The 12,975-nt window shown below is 70.7% G+C and carries 15 protein-coding genes and 1 pseudogene; 6 read left to right on the forward strand and 10 right to left on the reverse strand.

Annotated features, from left to right (window positions below):
* Window positions 1-112: 112 nt before the first annotated feature.
* Window positions 113-328, forward strand: a complete 216-nt coding sequence (locus tag IF67_RS0122135; RefSeq protein ID WP_030988248.1) for a DUF6243 family protein — start codon at window positions 113-115, stop codon at window positions 326-328.
* A 282-nt stretch (window positions 329-610) separates the two neighbouring features.
* Here IF67_RS0122135 and IF67_RS41860 read toward each other — a convergent pair.
* Window positions 611-805 (reverse strand): annotated as a pseudogene (locus IF67_RS41860) (transposase); the annotation flags it as partial.
* 31 nt (window positions 806-836) lie between these two features.
* The gene (locus IF67_RS0122145) at window positions 837-1,298 is read right to left on the reverse strand and encodes a MarR family winged helix-turn-helix transcriptional regulator (protein WP_030988250.1); all 462 of its coding nucleotides are present in this window, start codon (window positions 1,296-1,298) and stop codon (window positions 837-839) included.
* Between the two features lie 97 nt (window positions 1,299-1,395).
* Here IF67_RS0122145 and IF67_RS0122150 point away from each other — a divergent pair, with 97 nt between their 5' ends.
* Both IF67_RS0122150 and IF67_RS0122155 read left to right on the forward strand, forming a co-directional pair.
* The gene (locus IF67_RS0122150; protein WP_030988252.1) at window positions 1,396-2,235 is read left to right on the forward strand and encodes an SDR family oxidoreductase; all 840 of its coding nucleotides are present in this window, start codon (window positions 1,396-1,398) and stop codon (window positions 2,233-2,235) included.
* 685 nt (window positions 2,236-2,920) lie between these two features.
* Window positions 2,921-4,003, forward strand: coding sequence for a sugar ABC transporter substrate-binding protein (locus IF67_RS0122155; protein ID WP_030988255.1), 1,083 nt, complete (start codon window positions 2,921-2,923; stop codon window positions 4,001-4,003).
* A gap of 9 nt (window positions 4,004-4,012) precedes the next feature.
* Here the strand turns inward: IF67_RS0122155 and IF67_RS0122160 are convergent, their stop codons facing one another.
* Both IF67_RS0122160 and IF67_RS0122165 read right to left on the reverse strand, forming a co-directional pair.
* Window positions 4,013-4,735: an HAD family hydrolase gene (locus IF67_RS0122160; protein WP_051818428.1), complete on the reverse strand. Its 723-nt coding sequence runs from the start codon at window positions 4,733-4,735 to the stop codon at window positions 4,013-4,015.
* Between the two features lie 25 nt (window positions 4,736-4,760).
* Window positions 4,761-5,240 (reverse strand): Lrp/AsnC family transcriptional regulator, encoded by a 480-nt coding sequence (locus IF67_RS0122165; RefSeq protein WP_030988259.1) that lies wholly within the window; start codon window positions 5,238-5,240, stop codon window positions 4,761-4,763.
* A gap of 202 nt (window positions 5,241-5,442) precedes the next feature.
* Between IF67_RS0122165 and IF67_RS0122170 the strand changes: the two genes are divergently transcribed.
* Window positions 5,443-5,892 (forward strand): nuclear transport factor 2 family protein, encoded by a 450-nt coding sequence (locus IF67_RS0122170; RefSeq protein WP_030988261.1) that lies wholly within the window; start codon window positions 5,443-5,445, stop codon window positions 5,890-5,892.
* A 134-nt stretch (window positions 5,893-6,026) separates the two neighbouring features.
* On the opposite strand, the gene IF67_RS43120 is transcribed toward IF67_RS0122170, so the two are convergent.
* The 3 genes from IF67_RS43120 to IF67_RS0122185 are packed head-to-tail and all read right to left on the reverse strand — an operon-like array spanning window position 6,027 to window position 8,328.
* Window positions 6,027-6,971: an MBL fold metallo-hydrolase gene (locus IF67_RS43120; protein ID WP_234341246.1), complete on the reverse strand. Its 945-nt coding sequence runs from the start codon at window positions 6,969-6,971 to the stop codon at window positions 6,027-6,029.
* Window positions 6,968-7,501 (reverse strand): flavin reductase family protein, encoded by a 534-nt coding sequence (locus tag IF67_RS43125; RefSeq protein WP_037839685.1) that lies wholly within the window; start codon window positions 7,499-7,501, stop codon window positions 6,968-6,970. Before IF67_RS43125 ends, IF67_RS43120 begins: the two co-directional genes overlap by 4 nt.
* A 41-nt stretch (window positions 7,502-7,542) precedes the next feature.
* Window positions 7,543-8,328 carry an SDR family NAD(P)-dependent oxidoreductase gene (locus IF67_RS0122185; RefSeq protein ID WP_030988267.1) on the reverse strand — a complete coding sequence of 262 codons (786 nt, stop codon included), beginning with the start codon at window positions 8,326-8,328 and terminating at the stop codon, window positions 7,543-7,545.
* 206 nt (window positions 8,329-8,534) lie between these two features.
* Between IF67_RS0122185 and IF67_RS43130 the strand changes: the two genes are divergently transcribed.
* Together IF67_RS43130 and IF67_RS0122195 are read left to right on the forward strand one after the other, a co-directional pair.
* Entirely contained in the window at window positions 8,535-9,026 is a 492-nt protein-coding gene (locus IF67_RS43130) for an SRPBCC family protein (RefSeq protein ID WP_063754377.1), read from the forward strand.
* Between the two features lie 382 nt (window positions 9,027-9,408).
* Entirely contained in the window at window positions 9,409-10,539 is a 1,131-nt protein-coding gene (locus tag IF67_RS0122195; protein ID WP_051818430.1) for an acyl-CoA dehydrogenase family protein, read from the forward strand.
* A 153-nt stretch (window positions 10,540-10,692) separates the two neighbouring features.
* Here the strand turns inward: IF67_RS0122195 and rfbB are convergent, their stop codons facing one another.
* The 3 genes from rfbB to IF67_RS0122210 form a co-directional block, all read right to left on the reverse strand.
* On the reverse strand, window positions 10,693-11,667 hold the full coding sequence (gene rfbB / locus IF67_RS0122200; RefSeq protein ID WP_030988274.1) for a dTDP-glucose 4,6-dehydratase: 975 nt from the start codon (window positions 11,665-11,667) through the stop codon (window positions 10,693-10,695).
* Window positions 11,668-11,710: 43 nt separating this feature from the next.
* Window positions 11,711-12,619: a methylenetetrahydrofolate reductase [NAD(P)H] gene (metF, locus tag IF67_RS0122205; protein WP_030988276.1), complete on the reverse strand. Its 909-nt coding sequence runs from the start codon at window positions 12,617-12,619 to the stop codon at window positions 11,711-11,713.
* On the reverse strand, window positions 12,616-12,975 hold a 360-nt coding region (locus tag IF67_RS0122210), incomplete at its 5' end, for a vitamin B12 dependent-methionine synthase activation domain-containing protein (protein ID WP_030988278.1). The genes metF and IF67_RS0122210, both read right to left, overlap by 4 nt.

The raw sequence follows: 12,975 nt of genomic DNA on the forward strand, positions 1-12,975 counted from the left end.
CGCCGATTTACGAGTGAGAGCGTGATGGGCCCCTGCTGACGCCCTTCGACGTCGCCGCCCGTCCCCCATCGATGAATCCGTAGATCACTTCACCTCATTACCGGGAGAACCCGTGACCGTGAGCAAGAACATCAACAACCCCGTGGGCATGGGCGGCGGCCAGCGCAAGAGGCTGTCCCGCGCCGAACGGCAGAACAACGGCCCGCACCGCAACCTCGACCGCCAGGGTGCAGCCGACCAGAAGGCGGAGCTGGTGCGCAAGATGCGCGAGAAGGCAGGCGCAGCTGAGGGCGCCGGGCAGGCGGGCGACGACACCGCACAGAGCTGACGCACCGCCGCCGCAGGGGCGGCACCGCACGGGGCAGGGCCCGGACCGCGACGCGCGGTCCGGGCCCTGCTGCCGTACCGGGGCCCTGCTGCCGTACCGGGCGCGGCCGGTCCCGCTCAGCTCTCGGCCGACCACCCGGGGCAGCCGCAGATTCAGCAGCCCCGTCACCGCCACCACCCCGAGCTGCACCAGCAGCGTCACCACCAGCGCGTTCCCCGTGCCCAGGCCGGGCGACACCGCAGCTGAGTGCCGGCGTGGCCGGTTGCTGATCCGCCCGTTCGTCTATCCGGAGAGGGCGAGACGGCGCCGTCGTGCGATGCCTAGCATGGCGTGGTGAACGCCGTCGCGGTTGAGGCGGCAGTCGCGGAGGATCTTCCAGGTCTTCATGCGGGCGAAGACGTGCTCGACGCGGGCGCGGACCTGCTTGTGGGACTTGTTGTGCACCCTGGTCCCGCGCCTGACGGTCGGCCGGCCCCGCACCGGGCCGGGCAGTGTCAGCGCGGACGCCCTAGCCGTCCTTGTTGGCCTTGAGCTTCTGCCACACCGTGCTGAGCGCTTCGAGGTCCTTCTGGTCGAGGAGGTCGGTGAAGACCGGGGCCAGGCAGGAGCGGCGGGTGGCTTCGGCCTCCTCGAAGAGCCGGCGGCCCTCCGGGGTGAGGGATACCTCGACGGAGCGTGCGTCGTGTGCGGAGGGGGTGCGGGTGACCAGCCCGCGGCTCTGGAGGGCGTCCACGACGCGGGAGACCTGGCTGCGGCTGAGCATGGTGCTGTTGCCGAGCACGGAGGCCGGGACCGGGTCCGGGCTGGAGGCGAGCCAGAGCATCACCTCGAACCAGGAGACCGGCAGGTCGTGGGCCTTGGTCAGGGCGCGGTCCACGCGTTCGGTGAGGACGGTTCCGGCCCAGACCAGCCCGTAGAACGCGTGGTCGGCCACGGGCATCTCGGCCTGGGTGAGCTTCCTTTTCGCCATGCGGCAAGGCTACCGGTTGCGTGTGCGCACACATAATGTCTATGGTGTGTGTACACGCACTTAATTTGCTCCGTCGTACGGAGCCGAAAGGTCCGCCATGTCTTCCAAGGTTGTTCTGATCACCGGCACGTCCTCCGGCATCGGCCTGGCCGCCGCGGTCGCCGCGGCACGGGCCGGCTGGCAGGTCGTGGCGACGCTGCGCGACACCGGCCGTGCCGCCGCGCTGCGCACGGCGGCCGCGGAGGCGGGGGTGGAGCTCGATGTCCGGCAGCTCGATGTCACCGACGAGGATTCCGTCGCCGCCGCGGTCGACGGGGTGATCGCCGATCACGGCCGCCTCGACGCCGTGATCAACAATGCGGGTGCCGGACACCTCGGCACCCTGGAGAACGAGGCCGTCGCCGAGGTACGCAAGGTGATGGAGGTCAACTTCTTCGGCGTGCTGCATGTCTCGAAGGCGGCGCTGCCTCATCTGCGCGCGACCGGCGGCCGTCTGATCACCGTCACCAGCGTCGGCGGGGTCGTCGGGCAGCCCTTCAACGAGGCCTACTGCGCGGCCAAGTTCGCCGTAGAGGGCTATATGGAGAGCCTGGCGCCGGTGGCGGCGCGGCTCGGGGTGACGGTCTCCGTCGTCGAGCCCGGCGCCGTGGCGACCGAGTTCGTCAACAACATCGGAGTCGACCGGGAAGGTGAGGTCGCCGCCGCGGGCCCGTACGCGGACGCGCTGAAGGCGTACCTGGACCGCACCGTCGCGCAGTTCCTCGGCAGCGCGCAGACCCCGGCCGAGGCAGCCGAGACCGTGCTGGAGGCGCTCACCGCGGACCGGCCCGCGTTCCGCCTCCAGACGTCGGACTGGGCGCGCGGCTTCACCGGCACCAAGCTCACCGACCTGGACGGCTCGGCGGTGCTCGGACTCACGGGTGGCTGGGTGGGCTGACCCGGCGCGGGCGCGTCCGGTCCCAGGGCCCTGGGACCGGACCTTCCGGCTGTTCCGCGCACGGCGTTTCACGCGATACGGGGGCGGTTATGGCCCGGGTTCTCTTGGTGAAGAGAACCCGGACCAAAAATTTATGCTGAAGACATTCCCCGGGATTCCCCCTTTCTGTCGCCGTATTTGACTGCGGAGCGGAAAGGGTGGCGACGTGGCCCGCGCCCGGACGTCGTCGGCCCGGCTCCGATTGGTCTTGACCACTTGCCCGCTCGGCTTGACGGCCGCCCCGGAAAGCTGCGCCCAGCATCTATTTCCCTCCACTTCTTGCGGTCGGCGGGTGCGGTGAAAGGCCGTAAGGCATGCCCGCGCGCGAGTTCGATGTCCGGTGCGGTCGTCCAACTCCGTTCGGATATCGCATGGTTGGCACGATGGACGAGGTGAAGAAACCGGTTTTCTCCCGCTTTGTGCGGCCGAAGTGGCGGGGCTGGTAACGGGAACGTTCCGGAGTGTTCCGGAATGAATTGACCGTTTCGGCACTCTCCGGAACGTCGGCGAGTGACGGGGGTTCAGAGGGTCAACGCGCAGCTCGCTTCCATATCGTTCTTGCTTCGATTCTTGACGGTAGGGCCGAAGATGGCGTTCAATTCAGCCGTTCTGGGCCGGTCAGGCGGCCCCTTTGGAGGTACCGGAAATGAATGCAATAATGCGGCGCGCCCTCACCGGCGCAATGGCGCTTTCGCTCGCGGCGCCCTTGGCGGCGTGTGGGAGTGAGCAACAGGACGCCGGTGCCGGCAAGGACTCCATCGGGCTGCTCCTGCCGGAGAGCAAAGCGGCCCGGTACGAGAAGTTCGACCGCCGCATTATTTCTTCGCGCATTGCTTCGCTCTGCCTCGAATGCAAGCTCGACTACCACAATGCCGAGCAGAAGGTCGACGCCCAGAAGAGACAGTTCGATGCTCTCGTGGACAAGGGCGTCAAGGTCATCATCCTGGACCCGGTCGACGCCGCTGCGGTCAAGGGCTGGGTGGACTCGGCCGCCAAGAAGGGCGTCAAGGTCATCGCATACGACCGGCTCGCCGAGGGCGATGTCGCGGCCTATGTCTCCTACGACAACGAGAAGATCGGCCGGCTCCAGGGGCAGGGGGTCCTCGCCGCCCTCGGTTCCCAGGCGGCCGCTTCCGACGTCGTCATGATGAACGGTTCCCCGACCGACCCGAACGCGCCGTCCTACAAGAAGGGCGCGCATGCCGTCCTCGACGGTAAGGTCCACAAGATCATCTACGAGAAGAGCATCCCCGACTGGTCCGCGAAGGCGGCCAAGAAGGAGATGACCGACGTCATCAACGCCGAGGGACCGGAGGGTTTTGACGCGGTCTACTCGGCCAACGACGGTATGGCGGGCGGTATCGCCGCTGCGCTGAAGTCGGCCGGTCTCAAGAATGTGCCGCTCGGTGGCCAGGACGCCGAACTCCCCGCGTTGCAGCGGCTGGTGGCCGGTACCCAGTCCTTCACCATTTACAAGGAAGTCAGGCCGGAGGCCGAAACCGCCGCCGAAATCGCCTTCCGCCTGCTGCGCGGCAAGAGCATCAAGTCCCTGACGTCGACCACCGCCGACAACAGCAGCAAGTCCGGTATCCCCGCCACGCTGTTCAAGGCGCAGATCGTCACCCGGAAGAACATGAAGGACACCGTCGTCCGCGACGGCACGGTCCGGACCGACTTGCTCTGCGCCGGCGACCTCACCGCCGCATGCAAGTCCCTCGGCCTGGAGTGACCGCGCCGGTCAGGGGGAAGAGCGGACCGGCTGCCCGATCCAGTCGTACGCGGCCCGCGCCGTGAATTCCCCCTGACCGCCCTTGAACAGCAGCCCGGCGCTCAGGAACGCCGGGTCGTCGGCGGTGGCGGCCACATACGGGACGGCGATGCACCGCATCCCCGCCCGGTGTGCCGCGAGCGCACCGGGCGCCGCGTCCTCCAGCACCACACAGTCCCCGGGGTCGACACCGAGCCGGTGCGCCGCCTCCAGGAACACATCCGGCTCGGGCTTGCCGTGTGCCACCTCCTCGGCGGACACGATCGTGGTCAACAGCGCATCGAGCCCGGTACCGGCCAGCACCGCCTCGATCGCGGACCGGGACGAGCCGGACGCCACCGCCATCGGATGCCCGGCCGCCGACAGCCGCTCCACGAAAGCGCGCATCTCGGGGAAGACCACGGTGTGCGCCCGCGCCAGCTCCAGATAGGTGCGGTTGTTGCCCTCCAGCAGCTCCTCGACCGGCGCGTCGATACCGAACTCCCCGCTGAGGATCTCCAGTGTCTCGCGGGTGCCGATGCCGATGAAGCGGGTGTGCTGTTCCCAGCTGAAGTCCGGCACGCCGTACCCGGCCAGCAGCCGGCGCCCGGCCTCGTAGTAGTGGGGCTCGCTGTCGACCAGCGTGCCGTCGAGGTCGAAGATCACCGGAGCGGGTGGGGCCGGCGTGGCCTGGGGGGCGGGGGAGGCGCTCATACCCACCAGGATGCCAAGCGGCGCCTCATCGCGGCCCGGCGGCGGTGCCCACCGCCTCGACCAGCGGCAGCATCCGGTGCGGCACCCGCTCGCGCAGCGCCACTTCCGTACGGGTGCGGACCACGCCCGGCAGGCTGATCAGCTGCTGGATCACATCCTCCAGATGCGCCGCGTCCCGTGCCACCACCCGGGTCAGCAGATCCCCGCCGCCGGTCGTCGAGAACGCCTCGATGATCTGCGGGACCTCCGCCAGCGCGTCGGCCACCTCCTCCAGATGCCCCTGGGTGACCTCGATGTGGACGAAGGCGAGCACGGGGTGGCCGAGCCCCGCGGGGGACAGCAGGGGGCTGTAGGCGGTGATCACGCCGTCCCGTTCGAGGCGGTCGAGGCGCGCCTGGACGGTTCCCCGGGCGACACCGAGGAGACGCGCGTACTCCCGCACGCTGGTGCGCGGCTGCTCCAGCAGCAGCCGCAGGATCTTGGCATCGAGGGCATCCACGGCCATGCAGCAACGGCCTCCTCACAGGGTGGGCTTCCTGGGCGTCGTGACTGTACCAATGGCCCAGTGAAGGCGGTGCGGGGTGACCTGACGGCTGACGGCTGCCGAGCTCCAGCGCCGCTGGAGAGGTACTGAAGTCCCGGGCGGAAGAGTGGGCCGTGACCGGGTCGCCGTCCGTGGCGGTCGGCGTTCAGCGGAGGGAGCAGCCGTGTCGCAGGTGGTACGGGCAACGGAAAGTCAGGTCACCGGGGACCTCTACGCCGAGGTGCGGACCTTCTACGCGCGCCAGATGCGCCGCGTGGACGCCCTGGACATCGAGGGCTTCGCCGCGACGTTCACCGAGGACGGTGAAGTGCTGCACGCCAACGGCGAGTTGGCGAAGGGGCGGGAGGCCATGGTCGCCGGGATGCGGGCGGCGCTGCCCCGCTACCGCGACATCGCCGTACGGCACTGGTTCGACCACCTGCTGATCGAGCCCGTCGACCGGCAGGGAGCAGAGCTGAGGGTGTCGTACTACTCCCTGGTCACCCGGACCGACCGGGCGGGCGTGGTGACCTTCGAACCTACCTTCACGGTCGAGGATGTGCTGGTGCGGCGGGAGGGGCAGCTGCTCACGCAGTCGCGGGTGATCCACCGCGACAGCCCGGTCGCCCTCTGAGGGCACGGATCCCGGTACGGAGCGGTACGCGCAGGGGAGTCCGGCGGTGCACGCGGCGGCGAGGGCGGTGGGAGATCTCCCACCGCCCTCGCCGCTTGCCGGGATGCGGTCGTCGCCCCGATGGGGAGCGGCCCTCAGGCGTGGCAGGCCGGGAGCCGGCCGAGGTAGGTGACCATTTCCTTGAAGGAGGCCGCCACGTCGATACGGGCGCCGGGTGGCAGGCCCGTGGCCTCGGCGTAGGCGCGGTGCAGGTTGCCGACCAGGCGCTCGGCGTCCACCAGGTCGGCGAAGCGGCCCAGGTCGGTGGCGCGGGCCGTCTCCAGCGGGCTGCGGCCGGCCCGCAGACCGTCCTCGGCCAGCCGGCCCACCCAGCGCAGATAGTCCTCCGTGGCGTCCAGTACCTCGGGTCCGGCGACCGGGCCGTGGCCGCAGACCACGGTCTCGGGCTCCAGGGCGCGCAGCCGCTCCAGGGCGCGCAGGGAGCCGGTGAGGGAGCCCATCAGGACGTAGGGCGTCACCTGTGACCACACCACATCGCCGGTGAACAGCACCTTGCGTTCGGGCACCCAGACGACCACGTCGTCGGCGGTGTGGGCCGGGCCGACATGGAGCAGCTCGATGCGCAGCTCACCGGCCCGCAGGGTCAGCCGCTCGGTGAACGTCTGGTCGGGGAGGGCGAGGGTGACCTCGCCCCAGTCGACGTCCGGCCACAGGTGGCACAGACCGAGCCCGGACTCGGCCATGTCGCTGCGGGTCCCCTCATGGGAGATGACCGTGGCGCGCGGGGTGAAGAGGGAGTTGCCGAAGACATGATCGCCGTGGAAGTGGGTGTTGACCACGGTGTCCGGGCCGCCGGGCGCCACGCGTGTCACCTCGTCGCGCAGCCGCTCGGCCCTGGCGCGGGTCGCGACCGTGTCGACGAGGACGCACCGGCCGCCTCCTGTGATCACTCCGGCGTTGTTCAGACACCAGCCGCCGTCGGGCTGTTCGTAGACGAAGACGCCGTCGGCCAGCTCCCGCAGGGTGGGTGCTTCGGACGTCGGCAGCGGGGCGCGGAGGGCGGCAGCGGGGGCGTTCACGCGGTCTCCTGGGCGCCGGAGAGCCGGGTGTATCGGCCCTGGTGGAAGACCAGCGGCCGGGCCCGGTCGGTCGCGCGGTGCACGGACACCACCCGGCCGATCAGCAGGACGTGGTCCCCGGCCTCGTACTCGCTGTCCAGCCGGCACTCGAAGGCCGCCACCGCGGACGGGATGACGGCATTGCCGGTGGTGCCCTCGACGGCGCCGATGCGGGCCATCGCCTGCTGCCCCTCTGGGCGGTCCGGGCGGGCGAACTCCGTGGAGAGCCGGAGGTGCTGCTCGCCGAGTACGTTGACGGCGTAGCCGCCGCCGTGCCGGATCCTCGGCCGCATCCGGCCTTCCTTCTTCACGGACACCAGGATCAGCAGCGGGTCGAGGGAGACCGAGGCGAGGCTGTTGAGCGTCATCACGATCGTCCCGTCGCCGATGCCCTGGGTCAGCAGGGTGACGCCGGTGGGGAAGTTCCCCATGGCCGCCCGGAACGTGGCGGTGTCGGGAACTTCCAGGAGGGTGGTGCCGGGGTCGGTCATCGGTGGGGCTCCGTCTCTGTCGTCCGCGGCGGGGTGCCGGATCAGTAATTGCCGAGTCCGCCGCAGACGTTGAGCGCCTGCGCGGTGACCGAGGCGGCGGCGTCGGTGGCCAAGTAGCCCACCAGACCGGCCACTTCCTCGGGGGTGACATAGCGGCCGGTCGGGATCCTGGCCTCGAACCTGTCCTGGACGTCCCGTTCCGAGATGCCGAAGTACTCGGCATGGCCCTGGCGTACGCGCTGTGCCATCGGCGTCTCGACGAATCCGGGGCAGACCGCGTTGACGGTGATCCCGGTCTTGGCGAGTTCCAGACCGACGGCCTTGCTGAAGCCGACGACGCCGTGCTTCGAGGCGGAGTACGGCGCCGCCAGCACCACACCCTGCTTGCCGCCGGTCGACGCGATATTGATGATCCGGCCCCAGGTGCCGTCCTGCATCCGCCCGGTGGTCAGCACCTCGCGGGTGACCCGGAACACGCTGTTGAGGTTGATGTCGATGACATCGAGCCAGGTCGCGTCGTCGATCTTCGCGGTCTCGCCGCCGCCGTTGCGCCCCGCGTTGTTGACGAGGATGTCGATGCGGCCGTAGGCCTCGACGGCCTGCCGGACCGCCGCGTGGATCTGCTCCGGCGAGGAGACGTCGCAGGTGGTCCCCGAGACCTCCAGCCCCTCCGCGCGCAGTCGCTTGACGGTGCTGTGCACATTCTCCTCGCCCCGGGACACGCCGAACACGGCACTGCCCTGACGGGCCAGCAGCTCGGTGACGGCCAGGCCGATCCCGCTGGTGGCGCCGGTGACGAAGGCGACTCGTCGTGGTGCGTCAGTCATGGTGCTCTCCCGTTGTCGTGGCCGCGGACTGCCGACGGTGGCGGCGGGGCCTTGCGCGGGTCTCGACTGCCTCTGGAGCGTCGCGGTGGGGGCAGCGACCGGGCGGGCGGCGTACGGCGGCGGGTCGAGCGGGGCTCGACGCGGTGTCGAGGCGGACGGGTCAGCGTGCCGGTGCGCCCAGCCCTGAAGGATATGAAGGAGGAGCCGTGCCCGAGCAGACACAGGCACCGACACCGCCGCAGACGATCCCGGACGTACGCAAGTCGGTGACGGTCGCGGCCACACCCGAGCACTGCTTCAAGGTGTTCACCGAGCGGCCCGCCGACTGGTGGCCGCCGTCGCACATCCTCGTCAAGAAGGAACGCGCCGGCCTCGCCTTCGAACCCGGCGTCGGCGGCCGCTACTACGAGTGGGACGTGGACGGCAACGAGATCGCCTGGGGCCGGGTCCTGGAGTGGGACCCGCCGCGCCGCCTCGTGATGACCTGGCGCATCGACGGGCACTGGCAGTCGATCCCGGACGACGCGCGGGCGAGCGAGATCGAGGTCGACTTCACGGCCGTCGACGCCCGCACCACGAAGGTGGAGCTGGCCCACGTCAAGCTGCACCGGCACGGCGAGGGCGCGTTCGGCATCTTCAAGGCCCTGGACGGGCCGAGCCCGGGGGAGACGCTGGAGCGGTTCGCCCGCGCCATCTGACAGCCGACGGCAGACGGCAGACGGAACGAGGTGGCCGGCCCGATGCCTGCGGCCCGCCTCTTCCCCGTCCGCCGCCGACTCCCGCGGCGGTGCCCCGCCGCCGTGTGGCGCGCGGTGTGTCCACCACCCCAGGACGCGCCGCGCCATCGCGCAGGGACGCCCGCACCCCGTACGCCCCTGCCCACCGAGGCCCCGGACCCCAACGGCGCGGTCCGGGGCCTCGCCGGTTCCGGCCCGCGCCGGACCGGCCGCGCGGTGGATCCCTTCGCCCCGGCCACGGTCCAGCCGACCTCTAGGCGGCCCCCGGACCCTGACCGGTCACAGCACAGAGCACCGCACAGATCACCGCACCACAGACCCGCCATCACAGGAGGACATGAGGATGCCTGCCGATACACAGCTGGACACCGGGCTCGCCCCGGCCGCGGAGAAGGTGCGCATCCTCGCGGCCGTGCACGCGGCCGAGGCCGACCGCACCGGCTCACTCTCCCCGGACGTCATCGACGCGCTGCGCGGCGCCGGCTTCGCCCGGCACTTCGTGGCCCGCTCCTGGGGCGGTGCCGAGGGGACCTTCGCGGAGCTGACCCACGCCGTCCTCACGATCGGGGAGGCCTGCGCGGCGACCGCGTGGTGTGCCTCGCTGAGCGCCTACTCGGCCCGTTTCACCAGCCATCTGCCCGCCCGCGGCCACCAGGAGGTCTGGGGAGCGAGCCCGGACCCGGTGATCGCGACCGCGCTGATGCCCGGCGGCCGTGCGGTGCCCGACGGCGACGGCTGGCGCCTCTCGGGCCGTTGGGCGTACGTCAGCGGCATCGACTTCGCCGACCGGGTGCTGGTGTGCGCCTCGGTGGCCGGCGGCCCGGACGGCGTCGACGGGCCGCCCCTGATGCGGTTCTTCGCCCTGCCGCGCGAGGTCTGCACCATCGAGCGGACCTGGGACAACGTGGGGATGCGCGCCACCGGCAGCCACACGGTGTCGGTGGACGGGGTCGCGGTGCCCGGTCATCTGTCGTTCGACCGGGCCGACATGCTGGCCGGCCGCAGCATCGACTCCGATGTGGCCGCGCACAACGTGCCGTTCCAGGCCGTCGGCGGACTCACCTTCATCGCACCGGTCGTGGGCGCCGCCGCCGGTGCGCTGGCTGCGAGTGCGGCGACCATGACCGGCCGGCGCCGCAACCCGTCGAACGAACTGCTGCTGGTCCGTGCCTCCGGCCGGATCGACGCCGCACGCCATCTCGTCGAGCAGAATGCCGAGGTGCTCGACGAGCGCCAATTCACCCCCGAGCGCATGGCCCGCAACGAACGCAACGCCACCTTCGCCGCGGAGCTGTGCACCGACGCCGTCGGCCTGCTGGTCCGGGCGGCGGGCACCGGGGGCCTGGGGGAGTCCTCACCGCTCCAGCGGCTGTGGCGCGACGTCACCTCCGCGGCCGGTCATATTGCGCTCCAGTACGACACGGCGGCCCGCAAGAACTACTCGGCGGTGCTGCTGGGCGCGGCCGGCGGCTGACCGGCCGGGTGGCAGCAGCGAAGAGGGGTGGTGCGGCCCGCGGGCCGCACCACCCCTTACCCGTCCGCCCCGCGACCGGGGGCCTCGCCTGCGCCCGGTGCGCGGCTGCCGCTCAGAAAAGCCGCGCACCGGGTACGGCGAAGGGCGCGCCGCTCACTGCGGATCGCCCTTCAGCGGCTTCCACCAGGCTGGGTTGTCGCGGTACCAGGCCACCGTCTCGCCCAGGCCCCGCGCGAAGGTGACCGCCGGCGCATACCCCAGCTCACGGCGGATCTTGCCGTCGTCCAGCGCATAGCGCAGATCGTGGCCCTTGCGGTCGGGCACCGAGCGCACCAGGTGCGGATCCGCAGCGCACAGCTCCAGCAGCAGCTCGGTCATCTGCCGGTTGGAGCGCTGGTTGCCCTGGCCGATGTTGTAGACCTCGCCGGCCTTCCCACGGGTCAGCACGAGCTGGATGGCCCGGCAGTGGTCGTCGACGTGCAGCCACTCCCGTACGTTCCTGCCGTCCCCGTACAGGGGCACCGGTTCTCCCTGGAGCAGACTGGTGACGAACCGGGGGATCAGCTTCTCGGGGTGCTGGTAGGGGCCGTAGTTGTTGGAGCACCGGGTGATCGACAGATCGAGACCGTGGGTGCGCCAGTACGAGCGGGCCACGAGATCGGCGGACGCCTTGGACGCGGCGTAGGGGGAGTTGGGCAGCAGCGGGTGGTCCTCGGTCCAGGCGCCCTCGGCGATCGACCCGTACACCTCGTCCGTGGAGATGTGCACGACCCGCTGGATACGGGCGGCGACACAGGCGTCCAGCAGCGTCTGGGTGCCGCCGACGTTGGTGCGGACGAATGCGCCGGCGTCGGTCAGCGAGCGGTCGACATGGGACTCCGCGGCGAAGTGGACCACCGCGTCGTGGCCCGGGAGCAGACCGAGGAGCAGGCTCCGGTCGCAGACGTCCCCCTCGATGAACGTCAAGCGCGGATGGCTCGCCGGCAGGTTCGCCCGGTTGCCCGCGTAGGTGAGTTTGTCCACGACGGTCACCGCGGCCTGCTCATGGCCCGGGTAGCCGCCGGCGAGGAGTGTACGGACGTAGTGGGAGCCTATGAAGCCGGCTCCGCCGGTCACCAGGAGTTTCATGTGCCGGCCTCCGCCGGGACCAGGGGATGCATGGGTCGTCCTCCTACTGGTGTCGGTCCGGTCGGTGCCGTGCGACGGCGGCGGACAGGCCGAGGTTCTGGTGGATCTCCAGTGTCGCGGTGGACCGGTTCAGGGTGATGTAGTGCAGGCCGGGGGCTCCTTCCGCGAGCAGCCGCTCGGCCATCATGGTGGCGTGGTCGACGCCGATGCGATGGGCTGCCCCGGGGTCATCACGGGCGGCCTCCAGCCGGTGCGCCAGATCCTCGGGGAACGCGGCATGACTCAGTTCGGCGAAGCGCCGGATCTGGCGGACATCGGTGGCCGGCATGATCTCGGGGATGATCGGGGTCTCGCAGCCGGCCGCGGCGACCCGGTCACGCAGCCGCAGATAGTCCTCCACGCGGAAGAACATCTGGGTGAGGGCGTAGTCGGCGCCGGCCCGGCACTTGGCGACGAAATGGCGGATGTCACTGTCCCAGTCGGGCGAAGCGGGATGCTGCTCGGGGAAGGCCGCCACCCCGACGCTGAACTCACCCGACTCCTTCACCAGCGTCACCAGCTCCTGGGCGTGGCGCAGTCCGTGCGGGTGCGGGCGCCAGGGGCCGTTGGGCGCGCCGGGCGGATCGCCGCGCAGGGCGAGCACATCGCGTACGCCCGCGTCCGCGTACTGCCCGATGATGTGCCGCAGTTCGGCGACCGAGTGGCCGACGGCGGTGAGATGCGCGACCGGCCGCAGCGTGGTCTCGCCGACCAGCCGCTTGGTGACGTCGATCGTCCGGTCGCGGGACGAGCCGCCGGCCCCGTACGTCACGGAGACAAAGGTCGGCGACAGCGGCTCGATACGGCGGATGGCCTGCCACAGGTCCCGCTCACCGGCGGCGGACTTGGGCGGGAAGAACTCGAAGGACAGCGAGCGCGCTCCCGTGGCCAGCGTGTCGCGAAGGGTGTTCATCCCCGGCCTCCCGCATTGAAGTAGCCGGCTTCGGGGTGATGGACGACGAGGGCGTCGGTGGACTGCTCGGGGTGGAGCTGGAACTCCTCGGAGAGCTCGACCCCGATCCGCTCCGGCCGCAGCAGGACCGCGATCTTGGCCCGGTCCGCCAGATCGGGGCAGGCGGGGTAGCCGAAGGAGTAGCGGCAGCCCTGGTACTCGGTGCGCAGCATGCCGTCCAGGGTCGCCGGATCGCCGGAGCCGATGGCGAGTTCGCTGCGGACCCGGGCGTGCCAGTATTCGGCGAGTGCTTCGGCCAACTGGACGGACAGTCCGTGGAGTTCGAGGTAGTCGCGGTAGGAGTTGGCTTCGAAGAG

This window comes from Streptomyces sp. NRRL S-1813 (assembly GCF_000719605.1).
Classification (GTDB): domain Bacteria; phylum Actinomycetota; class Actinomycetes; order Streptomycetales; family Streptomycetaceae; genus Streptomyces; species Streptomyces decoyicus.